General features: G+C 71.6%; 22 protein-coding genes. 14 read left to right on the forward strand and 8 right to left on the reverse strand.

Features of this window, described 5'->3' with window-relative positions:
* Positions 1-93: 93 nt before the first annotated feature.
* Positions 94-876 carry an isoprenyl transferase gene (locus AB0J46_RS38880; RefSeq protein WP_364339553.1) on the reverse strand — a complete coding sequence of 261 codons (783 nt, stop codon included), beginning with the start codon at positions 874-876 and terminating at the stop codon, positions 94-96.
* Positions 873-1,607, reverse strand: coding sequence for a DNA repair protein RecO (recO, locus tag AB0J46_RS38885; protein WP_352352515.1), 735 nt, complete (start codon positions 1,605-1,607; stop codon positions 873-875). Before recO ends, AB0J46_RS38880 begins: the two co-directional genes overlap by 4 nt.
* A gap of 140 nt (positions 1,608-1,747) precedes the next feature.
* Between recO and AB0J46_RS38890 the strand changes: the two genes are divergently transcribed.
* The 5 genes from AB0J46_RS38890 to AB0J46_RS38910 all read left to right on the forward strand — a co-directional run bounded on the left by AB0J46_RS38890 (position 1,748) and on the right by AB0J46_RS38910 (position 7,461).
* Positions 1,748-3,256: a CDP-alcohol phosphatidyltransferase family protein gene (locus AB0J46_RS38890; RefSeq protein ID WP_357979375.1), complete on the forward strand. Its 1,509-nt coding sequence runs from the start codon at positions 1,748-1,750 to the stop codon at positions 3,254-3,256.
* The gene (locus AB0J46_RS38895; protein ID WP_352323408.1) at positions 3,253-3,972 is read left to right on the forward strand and encodes a DUF5941 domain-containing protein; all 720 of its coding nucleotides are present in this window, start codon (positions 3,253-3,255) and stop codon (positions 3,970-3,972) included. Before AB0J46_RS38890 ends, AB0J46_RS38895 begins: the two co-directional genes overlap by 4 nt.
* Before the next feature lie 177 nt (positions 3,973-4,149).
* The gene (locus AB0J46_RS38900; RefSeq protein WP_364339555.1) at positions 4,150-4,938 is read left to right on the forward strand and encodes a hypothetical protein; all 789 of its coding nucleotides are present in this window, start codon (positions 4,150-4,152) and stop codon (positions 4,936-4,938) included.
* A 96-nt stretch (positions 4,939-5,034) separates the two neighbouring features.
* Positions 5,035-6,432, forward strand: a complete 1,398-nt coding sequence (locus AB0J46_RS38905) for a glycoside hydrolase family 16 protein (RefSeq protein WP_364339557.1) — start codon at positions 5,035-5,037, stop codon at positions 6,430-6,432.
* An 81-nt stretch (positions 6,433-6,513) separates the two neighbouring features.
* The gene (locus AB0J46_RS38910; RefSeq protein WP_364339559.1) at positions 6,514-7,461 is read left to right on the forward strand and encodes a 2-oxoglutarate and iron-dependent oxygenase domain-containing protein; all 948 of its coding nucleotides are present in this window, start codon (positions 6,514-6,516) and stop codon (positions 7,459-7,461) included.
* Here the strand turns inward: AB0J46_RS38910 and AB0J46_RS38915 are convergent.
* Positions 7,458-9,806, reverse strand: a complete 2,349-nt coding sequence (locus tag AB0J46_RS38915) for a GH1 family beta-glucosidase (protein ID WP_364339561.1) — start codon at positions 9,804-9,806, stop codon at positions 7,458-7,460. The genes AB0J46_RS38910 and AB0J46_RS38915 overlap by 4 nt on opposite strands.
* 91 nt (positions 9,807-9,897) lie before the next feature.
* Between AB0J46_RS38915 and AB0J46_RS38920 the strand changes: the two genes are divergently transcribed.
* The 3 genes from AB0J46_RS38920 (at position 9,898) to rocD (ending at position 12,515) form a co-directional block, all read left to right on the forward strand.
* On the forward strand, positions 9,898-10,386 hold the full coding sequence (locus AB0J46_RS38920; RefSeq protein ID WP_358292110.1) for an Lrp/AsnC family transcriptional regulator: 489 nt from the start codon (positions 9,898-9,900) through the stop codon (positions 10,384-10,386).
* A 124-nt stretch (positions 10,387-10,510) separates the two neighbouring features.
* Entirely contained in the window at positions 10,511-11,308 is a 798-nt protein-coding gene (gene ddaH, locus AB0J46_RS38925; RefSeq protein ID WP_352323414.1) for a dimethylargininase, read from the forward strand.
* A gap of 1 nt (position 11,309) precedes the next feature.
* Complete coding sequence (gene rocD, locus AB0J46_RS38930) at positions 11,310-12,515, forward strand: ornithine--oxo-acid transaminase (protein WP_364339563.1); 1,206 nt, start codon at positions 11,310-11,312, stop codon at positions 12,513-12,515.
* Between the two features lie 155 nt (positions 12,516-12,670).
* Here rocD and AB0J46_RS38935 read toward each other — a convergent pair whose 3' ends face one another.
* From AB0J46_RS38935 to AB0J46_RS38950, 4 genes are all read right to left on the reverse strand, one after another.
* A complete protein-coding gene (locus AB0J46_RS38935) occupies positions 12,671-13,870 on the reverse strand; it encodes a CU044_5270 family protein (RefSeq protein WP_364339565.1) in 1,200 nt (399 codons plus the stop codon).
* Positions 13,863-14,453, reverse strand: coding sequence for an RNA polymerase sigma factor (locus tag AB0J46_RS38940; RefSeq protein ID WP_364339567.1), 591 nt, complete (start codon positions 14,451-14,453; stop codon positions 13,863-13,865). The genes AB0J46_RS38935 and AB0J46_RS38940 overlap by 8 nt, the downstream gene beginning before the upstream one ends.
* 73 nt (positions 14,454-14,526) lie before the next feature.
* Positions 14,527-15,243: a class I SAM-dependent methyltransferase gene (locus tag AB0J46_RS38945; RefSeq protein WP_364339569.1), complete on the reverse strand. Its 717-nt coding sequence runs from the start codon at positions 15,241-15,243 to the stop codon at positions 14,527-14,529.
* 9 nt (positions 15,244-15,252) lie between these two features.
* A complete protein-coding gene (locus AB0J46_RS38950) occupies positions 15,253-16,782 on the reverse strand; it encodes an alkaline phosphatase D family protein (protein WP_364339571.1) in 1,530 nt (509 codons plus the stop codon).
* Between the two features lie 240 nt (positions 16,783-17,022).
* Between AB0J46_RS38950 and AB0J46_RS38955 the strand changes: the two genes are divergently transcribed.
* The 3 genes from AB0J46_RS38955 (at position 17,023) to AB0J46_RS38965 (ending at position 19,079) form a co-directional block, all read left to right on the forward strand.
* Complete coding sequence (locus AB0J46_RS38955; RefSeq protein WP_358292094.1) at positions 17,023-18,300, forward strand: Glu/Leu/Phe/Val dehydrogenase; 1,278 nt, start codon at positions 17,023-17,025, stop codon at positions 18,298-18,300.
* 72 nt (positions 18,301-18,372) lie between these two features.
* A complete protein-coding gene (locus tag AB0J46_RS38960) occupies positions 18,373-18,567 on the forward strand; it encodes a hypothetical protein (protein ID WP_364339573.1) in 195 nt (64 codons plus the stop codon).
* 29 nt (positions 18,568-18,596) lie between these two features.
* Positions 18,597-19,079, forward strand: a complete 483-nt coding sequence (locus AB0J46_RS38965) for a cupin domain-containing protein (protein WP_364339575.1) — start codon at positions 18,597-18,599, stop codon at positions 19,077-19,079.
* Here the strand turns inward: AB0J46_RS38965 and AB0J46_RS38970 are convergent.
* Positions 19,048-19,533, reverse strand: coding sequence for a MarR family transcriptional regulator (locus AB0J46_RS38970; protein WP_364339577.1), 486 nt, complete (start codon positions 19,531-19,533; stop codon positions 19,048-19,050). The genes AB0J46_RS38965 and AB0J46_RS38970 overlap by 32 nt on opposite strands.
* A 51-nt stretch (positions 19,534-19,584) precedes the next feature.
* On the opposite strand from AB0J46_RS38970, the gene AB0J46_RS38975 reads away from it, so the two are divergent.
* From AB0J46_RS38975 to AB0J46_RS38985, 3 genes are read left to right on the forward strand one after another with little or no spacing between them, the layout of a single operon-like run.
* Entirely contained in the window at positions 19,585-20,664 is a 1,080-nt protein-coding gene (locus tag AB0J46_RS38975) for a substrate-binding domain-containing protein (protein WP_364339579.1), read from the forward strand.
* Positions 20,665-20,721: 57 nt separating this feature from the next.
* Complete coding sequence (locus AB0J46_RS38980) at positions 20,722-22,092, forward strand: APC family permease (protein ID WP_364339581.1); 1,371 nt, start codon at positions 20,722-20,724, stop codon at positions 22,090-22,092.
* Positions 22,089-23,093, forward strand: a complete 1,005-nt coding sequence (locus tag AB0J46_RS38985; RefSeq protein ID WP_364339583.1) for an acetamidase/formamidase family protein — start codon at positions 22,089-22,091, stop codon at positions 23,091-23,093. The genes AB0J46_RS38980 and AB0J46_RS38985 overlap by 4 nt, the downstream gene beginning before the upstream one ends.
* The last annotated feature ends 54 nt before the right edge of the window (positions 23,094-23,147 follow it).

A 23,147-nucleotide genomic window follows, 5' to 3' on the forward strand; every position in this document is an offset into this window, starting at 1 on the left:
GTACAGTTGACTACCCGAACGAGTAGGACGCTATATCGGCGTATAGTCACTGTCCAGCGCGGCAGCTCAGCAGGGGTGAACCCCGGGGTTTCTCTAGGCGCCGGTGACCTCGTTGGGGATCGCGCCGCCGTAGCGGCGGTCGCGCTTGGCGTAGATCTCGCACGCCGCCCACAGGTCGCGGCGGTCGAAGTCGGGCCAGAGCCGGTCGAGGAAGACCATCTCGGCGTAGGCCGACTGCCACAGCAGGAAGTTCGAGAAGCGCTGCTCGCCCGAGGAGCGCAGGAACAGGTCGACCGGCGGGATCTCCGGCTCGTCGAGGTAGCGGGCGAACACCTTCTCGCTCACCTTGGAGGGCTTGACCCGCCCGGCCGCGATGTCGGCCGCCAGCTTGACCGCCGCGTCGACGATCTCGGCCTGGCCGCCGTAGTTGACGCAGAACTGCAACGTCAGCTTGTTGTTGCCGACGGTCATCTCCTCGGCGCTCTGCAGCTCGGAGATCACGCTCTTCCACAGCCGGCCCGGCCGGCCCGCCCAGCGCACCCGCACGCCCATGGCGTTGAGCTCGTCGCGCCGCCGCCTGATGACGTCGCGGTTGAAGCCCATCAGGAAGCGCACCTCGTCGGGCGAGCGCTTCCAGTTCTCGGTGGAGAAGGCGTAGGCGCTCAGGTAGGGGACGCCCAGCTCAAGGGCCCCCTCGATGACGTCGAACAGCGAGGACTCGCCCGCCTTGTGCCCTTCGGTGCGCGGCAGGCCGCGTGCCTTGGCCCAGCGGCCGTTGCCGTCCATCACGATGGCGACGTGCCGGGGCACGAGGTCACGCGGGATCGGCGGCGGGGTGGCGCCTGACGGATGAGGGGTCGGAGGCCGGACGTTCACGCATGCTCCCTTTCGACGTGTCGCAGAGAGCGTATTCCGTGTTCCAGATGCCATTGCAGATATGCGGCCACCAGACCGCTGCACTCGCTGCGGTGGCGCGACTCCGAGGCGTCGGCGGTGGCCCAGTCGCCGCGCAGCAGGGCCGTCATGAGCCCGATCGTCTCCCCCGCCGGCACCGCCGAGCCCGCCGGACGGCACGCCCCGCACACCACGCCGCCCGCGACGATGGCGAAGGCCCTGACCGCCGGGGCCTGGCACTTGGCGCACGCCTCCAGCGCGGGCGCGTAACCGGCCACCGCCAGGGAGCGCAGGAAGTACGCGTCGAGGACCAGCCTGGCCTCGTGGGCGCGTTCGGACAGCGTGCGCAGGCCGCCGACCAGCAGCAGGAACTGCCGCAGCGCCGGCTCCTTCTCGCCGTGGGTCAGCCGGTCGGCCGTCTCCAGCATGGCGCTGCCGGCGGTGTAACGGGGATAGTCGACGGCCAGCGCCTCGCCGTAGGGCCTGATGGTCTCCGCCTGGGTGATCACGTCGAGCGTGCGGCCGGTGTGGAGCTGGAGGTCGACGTGCGTGAACGGCTCCAGCCGCGCGCCGAAGCGTGACTTGGTGCGGCGCACGCCCCTCGCCACCGCCCGGATCTTGCCGGTGCGCTTGGCCAGAACGGTGACGATGCGATCGGCCTCACCGAGTTTCTGCGTCCGCAGGACGACGCCTTCGTCGCGGTAGAGACTCACTTGCCCATCTTACGGCCGCACGCGCGGCATGTTCCGGGCATGCTCTGGTGACGCGAGTTTGCCCTGCCGTCACTAGACTTTGACGTCTGTCCCCGCATCACCCGTTGTTCAACCCCCCGCTACTGCCTCGAAAGGGAGTCATGACCCGCGTGGTCCTGCTGGGCTCTTCGCCCGGCCCCGACACCTCTCCGACCGGCCTGAGGCTGGCCGCGCTGCCCGGCAATCCCACCGTGGCCGAGCGGCTGCGCAGCCAGCTCGTCTCCTATGACCCGCGGCCCGCCACGATCGAGACCGGCGACGTGGCCGCCGCCCTGCGTGCCCTGGCCGACGTCGCAGAATCGGCAACGGAGAACCTCTTCATCATCCCCCAGAACTCGGTCCTCCACGACGAGCTGATCTACCAGATCAGCAAGGCCAAGCGCGGCGCGCTGGCGCTCGTGGCCAAGGAGCCGCGTCTGGAGGTGACCGAGGAGGCGCAGGAGGACACCGTACCGATCGACGAGGCCGACCCGGAGATCGGCTACGGCCGGCTCGAAGGGCTGCCGGTGCGCGCGCGCGTCGGCAAGTCGCGCGTCGTGTCGGTCGGCACCGCCAACCACGCGGTGACCAGGCCCAACGCGGTGGTGCTCGGCCCGCTGCACATCAGCGCCCGCAACGCCCCCGTGCTCGCGCAGACCTGCCGCGAGCTGGCCCTCATGGCCGACCGCTTCGGCGCGGACGACGACCTCGTCCAGCTCGTGGTGTTCGGCCTGGTGCGCAACGGCGTGTCGGTCGGCGTGCGCGGCCGCCGCGACCTGTTCTACCGCCGGGTGAGCACGCCGGAGGAGGTCAACGAGGCCGGCGCCGAGATGGCCGGCATGAACGAGGACCGCGCCCGGCTCAACAACGCGGTCAAGGGCGCCGACGGCTTCTTCACCACCTACTTCGTCTCCACCTACTCGCGCTTCATCGCCCGCTGGGCGGCGCGGCGCGGGCTCACGCCCAACCAGGTGACGCTGATCTCGATCCTGCTCGGCGTGGCCGCCGCCGCCTGCTTCGCCACCGGCGACCGGCCGTGGATGGTCGCCGGCGGCCTGCTGATCTACTTCGCCTTCGTCTTCGACTGCGTCGACGGGCAGGTGGCCCGGTACGCCCGCAAGTTCGGCGTTCTGGGGGCCTGGCTCGACGCCACCTTCGACCGCTTCAAGGAATACGTGGTCTTCGCCGGCCTGGCCGTCGGCTGGGTCGTCTCGGGCAACGGCGACGACATCTGGATCCTGGCGCTGGCCGCCATCGGGCTCCAGTCCGTACGCCACCTGCTCGACTTCTCCTTCGGCATCTCCAACCGGCGCAAGCCGCCCGGGCAGCTGCCCACCCTCCCGCTCGACGCCCCCGACGACCGCGACCTGCGCAGGGCGCTGGAGCGGCGCAAGGTCGAGCGCAGCCAGGGCCTGCGCGGCGTGCTCAAGATGTGGACCAGGGCGGGCAAGTTCCGCGCGGTCCACTGGGCGCGGAAGATGATCGTGTTCCCCATCGGCGAGCGGTTCGCGGCCATCGCGATCACCGCCGCCCTCTTCGACGCCCGGATCACTTTCCTCACCCTCGTGATCTGGGGCTCCGTCGCCGCCGCCTACACCCTCACCGGACGCCTCATGAGGTCGCTCGTATGATCACTCAACCGCAGGCCATGGCCACCCCCACGCCGGACCCCGACGAGGAACGCCGCCGCATCCAGACCGCCCGCCTGCTCGCCTACCGCGACGACGGCCCGCTCGTGCACGCCCTCGCGGGCAAGCTGGGCAAGGGCCTGCCGCCCGTGCCCGCCACGCTCGTGGCGCTGCTCGCCGTCGTCGCCGTCACCGTCGTCGGGCTGCCCGACAAGGGGCCGCTGCTGCTCGTGCCGGTGGCCATCACGCTGCTGCTCGTGCTGCCGACCGCGCCGCGCGACCACCTCGGCCGCTTCGACTGGCTCACCCCGCCGCTGCTGCGCGGCACCGAGTTCCTCGCCATGATCGCGATCGGCCTGGCCGCCGGCGCGCCGAAGTGGCTGCTGTTCGTGCTGGTCTACGTGGTGGGCTACCACACCTACGACACCGTCTACCGCACCCGGCAGAGCATCTGGCCGCCCGCGTGGGTGTTCCACGCGGGGCTCGGCTGGGAGCTGCGCCTGCTGATCATCGGTGCCGGTGCGGCGCTGGGCTGGCTGACGCCGGTGCTCGCGGTGCTGACGGCGTACCTGTTCGTGCTGTTCGCGGTGGAGAGCGTGACGAGCTGGGTGCGCCTGGACAAGGCCTCTGCGCAGGCCGGCGCCGACGCCGAGCAGGACCTCGAGGCCTCGCCCGAGGACGCGCTCGAACAGGCCACCGGCGAGGCGGAGAAGGGCTGAGCGGCCACCTCCCCCTCCGGACACGACGGCGGTCACGGGCTCCCGATCAGGGCGCCGGTGGCCGCCGTTTCGCGTGCGGGCGGCGAATCGTCCCGCCGGAAAAGGACATGACGAACTAGTCTGAAATTCAGGGACATTCGAGCCGAGGTCCGGTCCGGCCGGAGCCAGGAGACGCGGATGGCGTTCTTGTCGCGGCTGTTCGGAGGAGGGGACCCGCCGGACGGGCGCGCGGACCTCCCCGGCCGGAGGGCGCCGATGACGGGCCTGTCCGGGCGGGTCGTGGTGGTGCTGGCGCTGGCCGCGGGCCCGGTGAGCGGGTGCGGCACGGATCCGGGCCCGGTGTGCGGCGCGGTCGTCGACTCGACGGGCTACGCCGACCCGGTGACCGCCGGGAACGACGTCGAATCCGAGCTGCCGGGGTTCGCCAAGGGCTGCGACTGGATCGGCTTCGCGGCGGTGACCGGCAGCTCGGAGAGCAGCGCGTGCCGCGAGGACCCGATGCCCATCGCCGCCACCCGCACCGAGAACCCCGGCGACGATCCCGTGGTCGAGGACCGGGTCAGGGCCCGCCGGATCACGCAGGTGCTCCCCCGGGCGGCCGGGCTGCTCGACTGCCCGAAGGAGGGCCGGGGCTCGGACGTCCTGGGCGCCCTGCGGTACGCGGTCAGGCAGCTCAGCGCGCTGCGGCAGCCGGACAGGGAGCACCGGCTCATCGTGTTCAGCGACCTGCTCAACGACCACGGCGACCTGGACGTCGGCGAGCTGGACCTGAGCGAGGCCGCCCGCGGCCGGAAGATCCAGGAACTGCGGGACGCGCGGCTGCTGCCCGACCTGTCCGGGTACGCGGTGGTGGTGCATGGATTCGTGCGGGCGAAGAAGTCCGACCCCGACCGGTTCCCGCTGCTGGAGAGCTTCTGGCGGGCGGCGTTCGAGGCCGCCGGGACCTCGTCCGTCGACCTGCTCTAGAGCGCTCTCCCATATTGACACGCGGTCAGCAGCGTGTTTACGTCGCGTCAAGAGAGCGCTCTCTCACTCGACTCCACCACCCCCCATGGAGCAGGGATGACAACAGAGATCCGGCACAGGCGCCGCCTGGTGGCCGTGGCGGTGGTGCTCGTGGCACTCACCGGTCTGCTCGTCAAAGTGGCCGTCAGCGCCTCGGCGTCCGTGCCGTCCACGCCGTCCGGCTGGTCGCTGGTCTGGTCCGACGACTTCAACGGCTCGGCGGGCACGCCGCCCTCGTCCGCCGAGTGGATCATCGACACCGGGCACGGCTACCCCGGCGGGCCGGGCAACTGGGGCACCGGCGAGATCCAGAACTACACCTCCAGCACCTCCAACGTCAGCCTCGACGGCTCCGGCAACCTGCGCATCACGCCCCTGCGCAGCGGCTCGGGCGAGTGGACCTCGGCCCGCATCGAGACCAGGCGGGCCGACTTCAAGCCGGCCGACGGGCGCGTCCTGCGCATCGAGGGCCGGATCCAGATGCCGGACGTGACCGGTCAGGCGGCGCTCGGCTACTGGCCGGCGTTCTGGGCGCTCGGGGCGCCCTACCGGGGGAACTACTGGAACTGGCCGGGCATCGGCGAGTTCGACATCATGGAGAACGTCAACGGCATCAACTCCGTGTGGGGCGTGCTCCACTGCGGCGTCAGCCCCGGCGGCCCCTGCAACGAGACGACCGGCCTGGGCGCGAGCCGGGCCTGCCCCGGATCGTCCTGCCAGTCGGCCTTCCACACCTACCGCTTCGAGTGGGACCGCGCCGCCAGCCCGAACCAGCTCCGCTGGTACGTCGACGGCCAGCAGTTCCACAGCGTGAGCCAGAACCAGCTCGACGCCACCACCTGGAACAACATGACCGGGCACGGCGGCTACTTCCTGCTGCTCAACCTGGCCATGGGCGGCGCGTTCCCCAACGCCCTGGCCGGCACGGGCACGCCGACGGCGGCGACCGTCCCCGGGCACCCGCTGCTGGTGGACTACGTGGCCGTCTGGCAGAGCGGCACGGTCTCCACGCCGACGGCGACCCCGACCGTCCCCGGTGGCGTGGACGCGCGCTCCACCATCCAGGCCGAGCGCTACCAGGCCCAGTCGGGCACCATCGTCGAGGCCACCACCGACACCGGCGGCGGCCAGAACGTCGGCGCCATCGCGGGCGGCGACTGGCTGCGCTACGACGGGGTGAACTTCGGCTCCGAGCCCGCCCGCCAGTTCAAGGCCAGGGTGGCGTCCGGGGCGGCGGCCGGCGTGAGCGGGCTGGTGCAGGTGCGGCTGGACAGCCCGTCCGCCCCGCCGATCGGCGACTTCGCGCTGGCCAGCACGGGCGGCTGGCAGAGCTGGCGCACGGTCCCGGCCAACATCAGCGGGGTGACCGGGACGCACACCGTCTACCTGACCTTCAGCAGCGGCCAGCCCGCCGACTTCGTCAACGTCAACTGGTTCACCTTCTCGACGACCTGACCCCTCCCAGGGCCCTCCTCGGGGGCGGCGGGCGTGCCCGGGGCCCGGCTCGCCACCCCCGGGCTGGGGGACAATGAGACGGTGCGCGAATTGCCGGTGATCGACATCTCCCCCTTGCTCGGCGACACCCCGGGCGGCGACAGGCAGGCCGTCGGCGCGGCGATCGGCGCGGCCTGCCGGGACAGCGGCTTCTTCTACGTCCGCGGGCACGGCGTCCCGCAGGACCTCCTCGACCGGCTCGACGCCGCCGCCAGGCGCTTCTTCGCGCTGCCCGAGGAGGTCAAGGACGAGATCTCGATGGACCGCGGCGGCCCGGCCTGGCGCGGCTTCTTCCCGGTGGGCGGCGAGCTGACCTCGGGGCGTCCGGACCTGAAGGAGGGTGTCTACTTCGGCGCCGAGCAGCCGCCCGGCCCGCTCCCGCTGCACGGCCCCAACCAGTTCCCGGTCCAGGTGCCCGAGCTGCGCGAGGCCGTGCTCGCCTACCTGGACACGATGACGGGGGTCGCGCAGGCGGTCATGTCGGGGATCGCGCTCAGCCTGGGCCTGGACGAGGGCTACTTCCGCACCGGCTACACCGCGAACCCGACCGTCCTGTTCCGCATCTTCCACTACCCGCCCGCGCCTCCGGACGACGACGAGACCTGGGGCGTGGGCGAGCACACCGACTACGGCCTGCTCACCCTGCTCCTCCAGGACGCCAACGGCGGCCTCCAGGTCCGGACGGCGGACGGCTGGATCGAGGCGCCGCCGCTGCCGGGCACGTTCGTCTGCAACATCGGCGACATGCTCGACAAGCTCACGGGCGGCCGCTACCGCTCGACCCCGCACCGCGTGCGCAACCGCAGTGGCAACGAGCGCCTGAGCTACCCGTTCTTCTTCGACCCCGGCTGGGACAGCGTGGTGCCGCCCCTCCCCTACGCCGCCGGCGAGCGCTGGGACGGCCAGGTCGACTTCACCGGCACCTACGGCGAGTACCTGCTGTCGAAGGTGTCCAAGGTCTTCCCGAGCCTGTTCGAGCGGCAGATCTAGGCCGACTCCCGGACGATCAGCCGGGTGGGCAGGACGACCGGCGTGGTGCTCCGGCCCTCCAGCCGCGACAGCAGCAGCCGCGCCAGCGCCAGCGCCTGCTCGGTCACGGGCACCCGGACGGTGGTGAGGGCCGGGGTGGTGGCCGAGGCGGCGTCGATGTCGTCGAAGCCCACGATCGCCAGGTCGTCGGGCACCCGCCGGCCCGTGGCGCGGGCGGCCAGCAGGGCGCCGATCGCCATCTGGTCGTCGGCCGCGAAGATCGCGTCCAGGTCGGGGGCGTCGCCGAGGAGCTGGCCGGCCGCCGCCGTGCCGGAGGCCCGGGTCAGGTCGCCGATCGCCAGTCTGGGCCGCAAGCCGGCGCGGTCGAGGGCCGCGCGGTGGCCGGCCAGCCGGTCCTGGGTGGCGACCAGGTCCATCGGGCCGCAGATCATGCCGATCCGGCGGCGGCCGGTGGCCAGCAGGTGCTCGGTGGCCGCCGCCGCGCCCGCGGCGTTGTCGGCGTCCACGTACGGCACCAGCGAGGCGACCGGCGGCCGGCCCAGCAGCACGAGCGGCACGCCGGTGCGCGAGAGCCGTTCGGCCAGGGTGTCGCCCCGCTCGGGCGGCAGCAGGACGACGCCGTCCACCAGGCGCGCCTCGGCGTGCCGGACGATGCGGCGCTGGCTCTCGGCGGTGTCGGCGAGCATGAGGGTGATCTGCTTGCCCGCGCCCTCCAGCAGGCTCGTCACGTACTGGACGACGGCCGCGACCATCGGGTCGGCGGCGTGCCTGGGGGCCGACAGCACGAGCGCGACGGTGTCGGTGCGCCGGGTCACCAGGCTGCGGGCGGCGGCGTTGGGCACGTAGCCGAGCTCCTTGACGTCCCGCAGGACCGTGGAGCGCACCTCGGGGCTGACCGACGCCTCGCCGTTGACGACGCGGGAGACCGTGGCCCGGGAGACGCGGGCGCGGGCGGCCACCGTCTCCAGCGTGGGACGCCTGGGCGGGGCCTCGGTCAGGCCGTTGCGCCTGATCACGTCGCGGTACCACAATGCGCTGTCCTTGGGCCGCCTGCGCTGGGTGTCGAAGTCGACGTGCACGAGGCCGAACTTGCGCCGGTATCCCTCGGCCCATTCGAGATTGTCGAGCAGCGTCCAGGCGAGATATCCGCGGACGTTGGCGCCCTCCTCGACGGCGGTCCGCAGGGCCCGCAGGTGTTCCTCGATGAAATGCACGCGATCGACGTCGTGAATGCCGTCCGGAGTGACCGTGTCGACGAAGTCCGCGCCATTCTCGGTGATCATCAGTTCGAGTCCGGGATGTTCGCCGGCGAGCCGCCGCAGTAACAGCGACAGGGCGTTCGGGACGATCGGCCAGCCCATCGCGGTGACCGCCGTGGGAATGGTGCTGAAAAGCACGCCCGCGCTTCCCGGATAAGCCGGGTCGGCCGGTTCGCCGGGCTGCGCCTGGACGACGGCCGGCGCGTAGTAGTTGACGCCGAGCAGGTCGAGCGGCTGGGCGATGTCAGCCAGGTCGCCGTCGTGGACGTGCCCGAGCCCGGCGTGCTCCTCGATGACCGGCAGCAGGTCGGCGGGGTAGGCGCCGCGCAGCATCGGGTCGAGGAACTGCCGGTGGACGAGCGCGTCGATCCTGGCCACGGCCTCGGCGTCCTCCTCCGACAGCGGCCGGTCGAAGTCGCCGACCTGGGCCGGCGTCAGCACGGGCGAGAAGTTGAGCACCGCCCCCACCTCGGCGGCCCCGGCGGCGCGCAGGGCCTGGGCGCCCAGGCCGTGGGCGAGCAGCAGGTGGTGGGCGCTCCTGAACGCCTCGGCGGCCGACCGGCGGCCCGGCGCGTGCACCCCCGAGCCGTGGCCGACGAAGGCCGCCACCCACGGCTCGTTCACGGTGAACCAGGTGCCGACCCGGTCGCCGAGCCGCTCGGCGACGATCGCCGCGTAGTCCGCGAAACAGCGGGCGGTGTCGCGGGACGGCCATCCGCCGCGCTCCTCCAGCGCCTGCGGCAGATCCCAGTGATAAAGGGTGGCCAACGGCGTGATGCCCGCCTCCAGCAGGGCGTCGACCAGCCGCTGATAAAAGTCGAGACCGGCCGTGTTCACCTTTCCGGAGCCGTCCGGAAGAATGCGCGGCCAGCTCACCGAGAACCGGTACGCGGCCATTCCCAGCTCTTTCATCAGCGAGACGTCCTCGCGATATCGGTGGTAATGGTCGCAGGCGTCGGCCGGGCCACCGGCGAAGGCGTCCCAAATGGACGGCCCGCGGCCGTCGGCGGCCGTGCCGCCCTCGATCTGGAAGGCCGACGTCGAGACCCCCCAGACGAAACCCTCGGGAAAACGTGCGATATTCATGTGGCGGCAATCCTCCGGCAGTGGACCGAACGCCCAGTCTCCCGCGCGCCGCTCGTCGCGCGCCAGCCTGGCCAGGCGGTATACAGAGCCCGTGGAACTGGACCGGCTCGATCGTGACATCATCGCGGCGCTCGTCGACGACGCCCGCGCGACCTACGCGGACATCGGCCAGCAGGTGGGGCTGAGCGCGTCGGCCGTCAAGCGGCGGGTCGACCGGCTGCAGAAGAGCGGGGCGATCACCGGCTTCAGCGCGCGGGTCGCGCCGCAGGCGCTCGGCTGGACCACCGAGGCGTACGTCGAGCTGTTCTGCCAGGGCAAGACCAAGCCGTCGGACATCGCCCTGGCGGTGGCCAGGTTCCCCGAGGTGGTGGCGGCGGCCACGATCACCGGCGAGGCCGACGCGCTGCTGCACATCAGGGCCACCGACGTGCGGCACGTCGAGCGGGTCATCGAGCGCATCGCGGCGGAGGCTTTCGTGGTGCGGACCAAGAGCTCGATCGTGCTGTCGCGGCTGGTGGACATCCCGCCGGGAGCCGCCCTGACGGACTCGCGCAACGGATCGCACGTCGCCGGCCGATAGACGCAACAGACCCGCGCCAACGCGCAATGCGCACCGCTTGGCCTGCGCAAACGTCAATTCTTAGGCTGTCCCCGTCTCCCCCGACACGGGAACTTCCCCTGAACTGACGACGACGGAGCCCTGCATGCCCAAACACTTCCTCATGTGCCGCCCGGACTACTTCGCGGTCGAGTACGCCATCAACCCGTGGATGGACCCCGAGGCCGGCGCCGACCGTGAGGTGGCGATCCGGCAGTGGGAAGGGCTGAAGTCGGCGTACGAGGAGCTCGGGCACCAGGTCAGCCTCATCGACCCGATCGAGGGCCTGCCCGACATGGTGTTCGCCGCCAACGGCGCGCTGGTCGTCGGCGGCCGGGTCTACGGCGCCCGCTTCACCTTCCCCGAGCGCGGCCCCGAGGGCCCTGCCTACCTGCGCTGGTTCGTCGAGCGCGGCTACCCGACGCTGGAGCCCACGCACGTCAACGAGGGCGAGGGCGACTTCCTCACCCTCGACGACGTCATCCTGGCCGGCACCGGCTTCCGCACCGACGTGGTCGCCCACCAGGAGGCGCAGGAGTACCTGGGCCGCCCGGTCGTCTCACTGAAGCTGGTCGACCCGCGCTTCTACCACCTGGACACCGCGCTGTTCCCGCTCGACGGCCGCAACGTCGCCTACTACCCCGGCGCCTTCTCCCAGGGCAGCCAGGAGGTGCTGCGCGCGATGTTCCCGGACGCGGTGATCGCGACCGCCGAGGACGCCGAGGTGCTCGGCCTCAACGCGGTCAGCGACGGCCGGAACGTGGTGATCAACTCCGAGGCGTCCGGGCTCCAGCTGGAGCTCAAGCGGCACGGCTACGAGGTGATCCCGGTCGAGCTGTCGGAGCTGCGCAAGGCGGGCGGCGGTCCCAAGTGCTGCACACTGGAGATCAGGGGGGAGAAGTAACATGAGCACCAGCGCAGAGCTGATCGAAGTAAGCGAGCGCCGCAGCGCGCACAACTACCATCCGCTGCCCGTGGTCATCCACGAGGCGCACGGCGCGTGGGTCACCGACGTCGAGGGCAAGCGCTTTCTCGACTGCCTGTCGGGCTACTCGTCGCTGAACTTCGGCCACGGCAACCCGAAGATCATCGAGGCCGCCCAGGAGCAGCTGAAGAACCTCACGCTGACCAGCCGGGCCTTCTACCACGACCAGTTCGCCCAGTTCTGCGCCGGGCTCGGCGACCTCACCGGCAAGGACATGATCCTGCCGATGAACACCGGCGCCGAGGCCGTCGAGACCGCGATCAAGGTGGCCCGCAAATGGGGCTACGAGGTCAAGGGCGTCGCGCCGGAGCAGGCCAACATCATCGTGATGGAGGACAACTTCCACGGCCGCACCACCACGATCATCAGCTTCTCCACCGACCCCGACGCGCACGACGGGTTCGGGCCGTACACGCCCGGGTTCAAGATCGTCCGCTACGGCTCGGCCGAGGCGATCAGGGAGGCGATCGACGACAACACCGTGGCCGTGCTCGTCGAGCCGATCCAGGGCGAGGCGGGCGTGCTGGTGCCGCCGGACGGCTACCTGACCGAGGTCCGGCGCATCTGCACCGAGAACAACGTGCTGATGATCGCCGACGAGATTCAGTCGGGTCTCGGGCGCACCGGCCGCACGTTCGCCTGCGACCACGAGAACGTCGTCCCCGACGTCTACATCCTGGGCAAGGCGCTCGGCGGCGGCGTGGTGCCGGTCTCGGCCATCGCCGCGGACGAGGACGTCCTCGGGGTGATCAAGCCGGGCCAGCACGGGTCCACGTTCGGCGGCAACCCGCTGGCCTGCGCGGTCGGCATCGCCGTCATCGACATCCTGAACACCGGCGAGTTCCAGGCCAGGGCCGCCCGGCTCGGCGAGGTGCTGCACGCGCGGCTGCGCGAGCTGGCCGGCAAGGGCGTGGTGGCGGTGCGCGGGCGCGGGCTGTGGGCGGGCGTGGACATCGACCCGGCCCTCGGCACCGGGCGCGAGGTCTCCAAGGCGCTCATGGCGCGCGGCGTGCTCGCCAAGGACACCCATGGGTCCACGATCCGGCTCGCGCCGCCGATCGTGATCTCCGAGGAGGATCTGGTCTGGGCGGTCGACCAGCTCGCCGCCGTCCTCGAAGAGCTCTAGGTCTCTTACGGCTTCGCCTGGTCACGCCACCCGCCGTACTACCGCCGGCGGCCCTCCAGGAAACGGCCGCTGACCCCGCACGGACCCACCCGGCGCGCCCTGTGGGCCTGCCGGGTGGGTCTACCGGGTGGTCGGCCGCCGACCACCGGTGGAGGTCACGAACCCGGGGTGGGGGTGACGGTACGCGTCACCGTCGCCTCCGGGGTGCCGGTCGGCTCGGTCTCCGGCTCGCCGGTCGACTCGACCGCGGGCGCGCTGGTCGGCTCCGGGGTGAACGTGATCGTCGCCTCGGCCGCCGGCAGCTCCGCCGTCGTCGAGCCGGACTCCGAGGGAATGGGCGTGGGGGCCTGGGTCTCCGGCGTGCAGCTCGCGTCGGCGCCGGCGTCGGGGGCGTCCGGCAGGGCGTCCACCACGGAGACGTCGAGCTGGGCCGTCAGCGCCAGGACGCTGTCCTTCGGCGCCCCGGCCTTGGCGTCCACCGCGACCTGCCGCTCGCCCAGGAACGTGTGCGCGGCCGGGTCGAAGATCAGCTCCTCGCGCACGCCCCAGTCGGTGACCCGGCCCAGCGCCACGCCCACGCGTCCCGAGGAGTCGGCGACGCCCTCGGCCGCCTCGACGCCGGGGATCGCCTTCACCGCCTCGAACAGGGCGTCCCGCTGCGCCTTGGGCAGGTAGTTCTCCCTGACGAGGTCGCCGGCGCGGGTGAAGGCGGCGGCGTCGGGATCGACGTCCTTGTCGCCTTTGGGGGCCGACTGGTAGAGGCTGTCGCGCATGGCCGTGGCGTCGGCGGGGAGCGTGCTCAGGTAGGCGTAGTCGTCGCGGTAGGGGCCGCGCAGGTCGGGGCAGGAGGCGAGCTGGTTCCACTCGCTGCCCTGCCAGTTCTTGGCGTCCGCCGGCAGCGGCTCGCCCGGCCAGGGGCGCGGCTCGCGGCCCTCGATCTGCAGCAGGCCGTCCTTACTGCCGTCCACGGACTTCCAGATCCTGCGGTGCTGGCGGTAGAGGTAGCGGCTCTGCCCGCCGGAGCTGTCGATCGACTGCGAGCCGTACATGGTGTCGGACTCGATCAGGATGAACTGGTCCGGCCGCGGGTTCAGCTCGCTGGCCGTCAGCATCACGGAGGTGGCCGGGCGGGCGTCCGTCCCGCCCTGGCCCGACAGCGCCACCGCCACGCCGCCGACCAGGACCACCGTGACGCCGAAGGCAGCGGCCGTCTGCCAGCCCAGCCTGGGCAGCCGCAGGCGTCGCCCGCCGCGCGCCTCGGCCAGCAGTCGTTCCCTGGCCCGCGCGCGGGCCTGCGGCTCGTACGGGGGCGCCGACGGCCTGCCGTCGGCGAACGTCCGGATCTCGTCATCCATGCTGGGGCTCCTCTGCGAAGGGATCGATGCCGCCGAGCGCCCTGCGTACCTTGACGCGGAGCCGGTGCAGCCTGGACCGGACGGTGCCGACGGGCACCCCGAGGGCGCGCGCGGCGTCCTCGTAGGTCAGGTCGGCCCACGCCACGAGCAGCAGCAGATCGCGCTCGCTCGCGCTGAGCCTGGTCAGCGCCCTGGCCAGGCGGGGCTGGAGCTGCTCGGCGGTGACCCGGTCGGCGCTGCGCTCGTCGAACGTGCCCGGACGCTCGGCGCCGACCCTGGCCATGGCCGCGGTGCGCCGCCGTTCGGCCCTGCGGTGCTGGGACACGACCTTGGTGGCGATGCCGTACAGCCAGGGACGGGCGTCGGGCAGGGTGCGGTCGTAGCGGCCGCGGCCGCGGAAGGCGACGAGGAACACCTCCCCCGTCACGTCGTCGGCCAGCTCGACGCCCAGGCGGCGGGCGGCGTACCTGTGGATCTCGTCGGCGTGCCGGTCGAACAGCGCGGCGAAACGCTCAGGATCGCTCAGCGAATGCCCGATCAGGGTCGAGTCATCCAGCGTTGCGGTTGTGTCCTCGACACTCACCACATCCGGTCCTCTCTCATGCGGTCACCCTGTTGTTGGCCGCACCCGGAAGCCCGGTTCCACCTTTTTCGGGTTATGTCGCCTTCCGCCAGGCCGCCAGGCCGTCGGGGGCCTCGTCCCTGACGAACCCGGCCGCCGTCAGCTCCGCGGCCAGCCGCTCGCCGCCGGGCCGGTGGGCCTCGCTGGTCACCTCGTCCTCGCCGATCACCACGCCGCGCTGCCTGACCCGGTAGAGGAAACGGGAGCGCACGGTCTCGCCGGCGACGTCGAGCACCTGGCCCCAGACCTCGTAGGCGTGCCGCCCGACCGGGTAGGACCCCATGAGCTCCAGCTCACCCGGCGTGGGCGCGGGCCGCTCGCGCCAGTTGAACAGCAGCAGCCCGCCCGGTTCGAGCTGCCTGGCCAGCACCCGCCACAACTCCTCCCGCTGACCGGCCGGGAACGCCTGCAGCACCGAGATCATCACGACGGCCTCGACCGGCTCGTCGACGTCGACGTCGAGCGCCCCGCAGGCCAGCACGGTGACCCGGCGGCGGGCCTCCTCGTCGGCGGCCAGCCGCGACAGCAGCACCGACCGCATGGCCGGCGCCGGCTCGACGGCGAACACCTCGCCCTCCGTCGCGCGCACGATCACCTCGGTGATCAGGCCGGTGCCCGCGCCGATCTCCATGACGCCGCCCCGCACCCCCTTCAGCAGCGGCGGGAGCGACTCGCGGATCTCGGGGACGTGCCCGTCCTCGTGCCACAGGTCGTAGAACGGCACGGCCCTGGAGTACTGGTCATCATTCATGGGTCATTTCTACGCCAGCCGGGCTGAGTCGATCGGCCTGACGCCGTCGCCCGCCGACTCGTACCAGGTGATGGTGTCGGGGAAGGTCAGCGTGGCCAGCGCGTTCTGGAACAGCGGGCCCTTGGTCACCCGCCAGCGGAACGGCGGGCGCGGGATGCCGGCCAGCCGCGCCAGCAGGCCGCCCACCAGCGTCGCCAGCCCGAACTGGGTGAGCACGTTGGCCCAGCGCAGCAGCCGGCTGAGCGGGTTGCGGATCGGCGAGCAGACGACCTGGTAGATCTGCCCGGCCGAGGCCTTGGCCAGATAGGAGTAGTGGACGTCGCCGGACAGGATCACCGCCGGCTTGCCGAGCCGGACCAGCAGCCTGCCCAGGTCCTCGAACGAGCGCCGGAAGGCCGCCCAGTGCTCCAGATCGACGGCCTGGCGGAGCTGCTCCGACCACCGCTGCACCGTACGGCCCCACTTGCCGTCGCACAGCGCCTCGTTCCAGTTCTGGACGCCGTGCACGCCCTCGGGCAGCAGGAAGGGGATCGAGGAGCCGATGACCAGCCGCTCGGCCGGGGCGGCGGCCTGCTCCTGGAGCCAGGCCCACTCCTCGGGGTCGAGCATGCGCCGGTCGCCGGGGGTGAGCTGCCTGGCGCACCGGGTGTCGATCATGATGAGCCGGGTGTGCCCGAGGTCGCGGGTGTAGCTCCAGCGGTTGCTGCTCGGCTCGGCGTCGGCCTTGGTGGCGAAGGCGTCGAGGGCCGGGCCGCCGTCGCCGCCGCCCTCGGTGAGCTCGCGCACCAGCGGGTCGGCCGCGCGCTCGGCCGGCGTCAGGTTGCCGAGGTGCTGGTAGACGAAGTAGGCGCCGAGCCCGGCGACCACGCGGCGCGGCCACCAGCTCGTCAAGGCCATCTGCTCCCGCCAGGGCTGGGAGGTGTTCCAGTCGTCGCGCAGGTCGTGGTCGTCGAAGATCATGGCGGTGGGCACGGTGGACAGCAGCCAGCGGATCTCCGGGTCGGTCCACGCCTGGCGGTAGAGCTCGGCGTACTCCTCGTAGTCGGCGATCTCGCCCTGCGGCTCGGTGGTCCTGCGCGCGTGGATGTAATCGAGCATCTGGGGCGAGGGACTGTCGGCGTAGACCTGGTCGCCGAGGAGCAGCAGCAGGTCGGGCCACTCCTCCTCGTCGGCGCGCATGAGGCTCACGCCGTAGGCGCGCAGCACGTCGTCGCCGTGGGTGCGGACGTGGGCCGAGTCGTGCGGCACGCTCGTGCGGCACGACCCGAACGCCAGCCTGCGGGGCCCTTCGGCGGGCAGCAGCCGCACCCGGCTGGCCGGGCGACCCGCCAGCGGCCAGACCTGGTCCCCGTCGAGGTTGACGGAATAGGAGGCGATATCCTGGGACAGGTCAACGAGATCCACGATCGCGTAGTGGTGACCGTGCACGGTGAAGGTGGGCGACCGATAAGCCCCGCCTGCCGTCTCGACGGTGACCGTGCAGGGCTCGCTGGTCTCCACCCAGATCGAGGCACTGACCGAGTCGACGTGACGCAACATCGGCCCAACCACGAGTGCGGGCATCCAACCCTCCGGTTTTCGACGATTCGGCACACTCTCGCTCGATAGCCTGCCAGAGTGGCACGTTCCCAGCACGTTGATCAACGGCTTGGATATCCCTTCATAACCTAGGCAAGGTCAAACTGCCCGGCCTAGGATGATCGAGACAACATGCCCAAGAGGGAAGGCAACGGCGCCTTCTCCCACAAAATGGGCGCACATACAGGAGGAAACTCGACCATGAGCATCATGGTGCCGTCAAAGACGCCGGCGCTGATCACACCTGGTCAACAGGCGCTCGACTCCGCTCTTCACCAACTCAACCAGGCCGCCGCCCACCTCGGGCTCGACGACGGCCTCCGCACGATGCTGGCCACGCCCCGCCGCTCGCTGACCGTCTCGGTCCCGGTGCGCCGCGAGGACGGACGCATGGACGTCGTCCAGGGCTACCGCGTCCAGCACAACGTCTCGCGCGGCCCGGCAAAGGGCGGCATCCGCTTTCATCCCAGCACCGACATCCACGAGGTCACCGCCCTGGCGATGTGGATGACGTGGAAGTGCGCGCTGGTCGGCATCCCGTACGGCGGCGCCAAGGGCGGCGTGGCCGTGGACCCGGGCGCGCTGACCACGATCGAGCTCGAACGGCTCACCCGCCGCTACGTCAACGAGATCCTGCCGCTGATCGGCCCGGAGAAGGACATCCCGGCCCCCGACGTCGGCACCGACGAGCAGACCATGGCCTGGATCATGGACACCTACAGCGTCAACGCCGGCTACTCGGTGCCCGGCGTGGTCACCGGCAAGCCGATGACGCTCGGCGGCTCGCTCGGCCGCACCGGCTCGACCTCGCGCGGCGTGCAGATCGCGGCCCTGGCCGCGCTCGGGCGCTCGCCGGAGGGCGTCACGGTCGCCGTGCAGGGCTTCGGCAAGGTGGGCGCGCTGGCCGCGCAGTACCTGTCCGACGAGGGCTGCAAGGTCGTCGCCGTCTCCGACGTCACCGGCGCGCTCTACGCGCCCGGCGGCCTCGACGTCGCCCGCGTGCGCGCCTGGGTCGCCGAGACCGGCGGCGTGGCCGGCTACCCGCACGCCGACGCGATGGCCCACGACGACCTGTTCGAGCTGGACGTGGACGTGCTCGTCCCGGCCGCGCTCGAAGGCGTGATCACCGAGGCGAACGCGCCCCGCGTGCGCGCCCGGCTGATCGTGGAGGGCGCCAACGGCCCCACCACGCCGGAGGCCGACGAGATCCTGGCCGCGAACGGCACCACCGTCGTGCCGGACATCCTGGCCAACGCGGGCGGGGTGATCGTGTCCTACCTGGAGTGGGTGCAGAACATGCAGGCCTTCTCCTGGAGCTCCCGCGAGGTCGAGGTGAAGCTGCGCGACCTGATGGAGGGCGCCTTCGCCGAGGTCAAGTCGATGTCCGCCGAGCGCGGGCTGACGCTGCGGGAGGCGGCGCACGTGATCGGCGTGGGCCGGGTCGCCGAGGCCCACAGCATGCGGGGCCTCTACCCCTGACCTACTTTGGTCGCACGTGACCCGCCCAAGGTCGGATGCCGGGGCGGGTCCCGTTCTGCGAGGGTCGGGGTCATGAGGGGTTTCATCGGGGTCATCGCCATCATCCAAGGGCTCGGCGGGTTCGCCGGGCGCGTCTGGTTCGACACGGAATGGGGGTTCGTGGGGCGGTTCGTGGAGCTGCCGCTGGCGGCCTACCTGGGGCTGGCGGTCGTGGGCCTGGCGTTGCTGCTGTGGTCCGGCCACGACGGGAAGAAGCGCGAGAGCTGATCACGGGCGGGTTCGGGCAGGATGGCCTCATGACCTATCCGGAACCACGCTATTCGGGCGACAAAGGCGAACTGTCCGCCACGTACCGTCCCTACGAGCACGCCCCCGAGCTGACCTACCCGACCGGCAACACCGCCCACTACCTGGCCACCGGGGCCACCACCAACGGCCAGTTCGGCCTCTACCGCTGGGTGATGGGGCCCGAGCCGTCCGGCCCGAGCCCCCACTTCCACAAGTCGATCTCCGAGTCGTTCTACATCCTCGACGGATCGGTGCGGATCTACGACGGCAGCCGCTGGATCGACACCCGCCCCGGCGACTGGGTGCACGTGCCCGAGGGCGGCATGCACGCCTTCCGCAACGAGTCGGGCGAGCCCGCGACCATGCTGCTGCACTTCGCCCCCGGCGCCCCTCGCGAGGGCTACTTCGAGGGGCTGCTCGACCTGGCCGGCAAGAGCGAGGAGGAGAAGGCCGAGTTCTTCATCCGCCACGACACGTACTGGCTGGACTGACGGGGCCCGGCGCCTGCGCCGAGGCCCGGTCGAGGGCCGCGGCCAGCTCTTCCAGCTCGCGCATCAGCCGCTCGGTGCGCTCCTGGCCGAACGCGGCGGCGACGGCCCGGTGGTGCTCGGCCACCGCGCCGTCCACCCGGGCCAGCAGGTCGCGCCCCCGGTCGGCCAGGAACACCGCCACCCGCCGCCGGTCGCCCGCCGACGCGCCCCGGTGGACCAGCGCCCGGTCGATCAGCCGGTCGACCGCCTTGGTGAGCGTCGGGTGCGGCATGAGCACCGCCTCAGCCAGCTCCCCCATCGAGTGGCCGCGGCCGTCGGCCAGCGCGCGCAGGATGCGCCACTGCTCGACGGTGACGTCCTCGCCGGCCAGGGTCGCCGCCAGGCCGCGTGTGACCTCGCGTTCGGCGCGGCTGAGCACGTACGCGAGTGAGGACCCCAGCCCGGATTTAGCCATGAGAGATCAGGTCCTTTCACCGGAGAGCTAGTTCGGAGGATACTCGTCGGCGTGGCGGCGATCGTCGATCCTTTCGAGGCCCGGCTCATCCCCTCGGACGCGGTCCGGATCGGCCTGGTCGTGCCCGTGTCGGGGGTGCTCGGGCTGGTGGGGCCGTGCGCGATCAACTGCGCGGTGCTGGCCGCCGAGGAGGTCGACGCCCGGGGCGGCGTGCTCGGCAGGCAGGTCGAGCTGGTGCTGGTCGACGGCGGGCGGCCGGGGCGCGAGGTGGCGGCCGAGGTGGCCGGCCTGGTCGCGTCCGGCACGGTCGAGGCGGTGGTGGGCACGCACGCGAGCGACGTGCGGATCGACGTGGTCGCGGCCATCGGCGGGCGGGTCCCGTTCGTGTACGCGCCGCCGTACGAGGGCGGGGGGCACGCGCCGGGCGTCTACTTCCTCGGCGAGACCCCCGGCAGGCAGCTCGAACCGGGCATCGAATGGCTGGTCAGCGTCCACCGGGCACGCCGCTGGTACCTGCTGGGCAACGACTACGTCTGGCCCCGCCTGGTGCACGCGGGCGCCCGCCGCCGGTTGCGCGCGCGCGGCGCGACCGTCGTCGGCGAGGCGTTCGTCCGGTACGGCGAGGCGGCCTCCTGGCTCGGCCGGATCGCCGACGCCCGCCCCGACGCGATCCTGCTCACGCTGATCGGCAGCGACCTGGTCGCCTTCAACCGGGCCTACGCGGCCGCCGGCCTCGGCGCGGCCCGGCTGTGCGGGGCGCTGGAGGAGCACGGCCTGCTCGGCATCGGCGGCGACGGCACCGGCGAGCTCTACGCGTCGATGGGCTACTTCCGCGACCTGCCGACCGAGGCCAGCCTGCACTTCGCCGAGCGGTACGCCAAACGCTTCGGCCCGCACGCCCCCATGCTCAACGCCCACGGCCATGGCTGCTACGAGGCCGTCGCGATGCTCGCCGCCCTGTCCGCGCGGGCGGGCAGCCTGGCCGTCCCCGCCCTCGACGCGGTGGCCGACGGCACCACGATCGTCAGCGCGCGCGGCCCGCTCACGCTGCTGAACCGGCAGGTGCGGCGCACGGTGCACCTCGGCAGGGCGGACGGCCTGGATTTCTTGCTTGAGAAACCTTTTCACTAGAAAGCTTTGGCTCTAAGGTGCGAAACGCCCCCCAACCTCAACAAGGAGCCGCGCAACATGAGCACCGTTGAGCAGTTCGGCTACCGCCAAGAGCTCAAACGCTCTCTGGGCTTCGCCGACCTGATGATCTATGGCCTGATCTTCATGGTGCCGATCGCACCGTTCGGCATCTTCGGCGGCGTGTTCCAGTCGTCCGGCGGCATGGTCGCGCTGGCCTACATCATCGGCCTGGTCGCCATGGCGTTCACGGCGCTGTCGTACTCGCAGATGGCCCAGGCGTTCCCCATGGCGGGCTCCGTCTACACCTACGCCGGGCGCGGCATCTCGGCGCCGGTCGGGTTCATCGCCGGATGGGCGATCCTGCTCGACTACATCCTGGTGCCGTCGCTGCTCTACCTCATCGCCAGCCTGGCCATGAACTCGTTCGTGCCCGGCATCCCGGTCTGGGGCTGGCTGGTCATCTTCGTGCTGCTCAACACTGCCGTCAACTACATGGGCATCCAGATGACCGCGCGCATCACGCGGGTGATGCTGGTCGCCGAGCTGGCCGTGCTGGCGATCTTCCTGGTGATCGGCGGCATCGCCCTGGCGCAGGGCAAGGCCCAGGCGGGCGCGTTCACGCCGATCTTCGAGCCCTCGACGTTCACCTGGACGCTGGTGTTCGGCGCGGCGGCCACGGCGGTGCTGTCCTTCCTCGGCTTCGACGGCATCTCCACGCTGGCCGAGGAGAACAAGGAGGACGGCAGGCGGCTCGGCCGTTCGATGGTGGCGGCGCTCGGACTGGCCGCGGTGCTGTTCGTGGCGCAGACGTGGGTCGCGGCGCTGCTCATGCCCGACCGCGCGCAGCTGATCGCCAAGGGCGACGAGAACGGTGACGCCTTCTACCGCATGGCGGAGTTCGCCGGCGGCCACTGGCTGAGCGTGCTGACCGCCGTCGCCACCGCGATCGCGTGGGGCTTCGCCAACTCGCTGGTCGCCCAGGCGGCCACCTCGCGGCTGCTGTTCGCGATGGCCCGCGACCGCATGCTCCCCTCCTTCCTGGCCAAGGTCCACCCCAGGCACAAGGTGCCGGTGAACGCCACGCTGGCCGTCGCCGTGTTGTCGCTGGGCATCGGCCTCTACATGAGCAGCCTGGAGAACTACGGCATCCCGCTGCTCAGCCAGCTCGTGAACTTCGGCGCGATGACCGCATTCCTGATCCTGCACGTGGCCGTCGTCGTCCACCACTGGTTCCGCAGGCGCAGCGGGAACGTGTGGGCGCACGTGGTCGCGCCGGCGATCGGCTTCCTCGTCCTGGCCGCCGTGGTGTACAACACCAAGCTGGTGACCCAGACGGTCGGCCTGATCTGGCTGGCGGCCGGGCTAGTCATCCTGGGTGTCAGCTATCTCGTCGGCCGCAGGCCCGTTCTTCCCTCGGAGGTCAAGTGAACGTCGTCTCCTACCACCCCACGCCGGAGGAGCTCAGCTACACCTTCGGCGGCCGTGCCGCCCTGGGCAGGGTGCGGCCCGGGACGGTGCTGGAGCTGTACACCGAGGACTGCTTCGGCGGCCGGGTGCGGACCGTGGAGGACCTGCCGTCGCGGGTCTGCGAGTTCCCGTACCTGAACCCCGTCACCGGCCCCTTCCACGTGGAGGGGGCCGAGCCGGGCGACACGCTGGCGCTGCACTTCGTCAGAATCACCCCGGCCCGCGACTGGGCGGTGTCCACCACGTTCCCGCACTTCGGCGCGCTGACCGGCACCCACACCACGGCGACGCTCCAGCCGCCGCTGGAGGAGCGGGTCTGGCGCTACGACATCGACGTGGACAAGGGCGTGGCCGTCTACCACGCGCGCAACAGCGACTTCAGCGTCGCGCTGCCGCTCGACCCGATGCACGGCACGGTGGGCGTGGCCCCGGGCGCGAACGAGGCCCGCATGACCATCACCCCCGACGCGCACGGCGGCAACATGGACACCCCTGAGCTGCGCGCCGGCGTCACCGTCTACCTGGGCGTCAACGTCGAGGGCGGCATGTTCTCGATCGGCGACGGCCACGGTCTGCAGGGGCACGGCGAGGTCTGCGGCACGGCCGTCGAGTCGGCCATGAACACCGTGGTCGCGGTCGAGCTGATCAAGGGCGTGGCCACGCCGTGGCCCCGGCTGGAGGACGACCTGCACCTGATGTCCACCGGCTCGGCCAGGCCCCTGGAGGACGCCTACCGCATCAGCCAGCACGACCTGGTGACCTGGACGTCGGAGCTGACCGGGCTCGACACGCTGGACGCGTACCAGCTCGTCAGCCAGGCCGGCCAGGCGCCGGTCGGGAACGTGTGCGACACCAACTACACCATGGTCGCCAAGCTGCCCAAGGCCTACCTGGGCGCCCCCTCGGTGTACGAGGACGTCCACGCCCGCCTGCGCGCCCTGGGCGCCCAGTACGACGCATGACAATCCCCCACTTAGGTAAACCTTGGTGTCGCAGGTCAGGGCAGTGATCATCTT

Source organism: Nonomuraea sp. NPDC049758 (assembly GCF_040674635.1).
In the GTDB taxonomy this organism is placed as follows: Bacteria; Actinomycetota; Actinomycetes; order Streptosporangiales; family Streptosporangiaceae; genus Nonomuraea.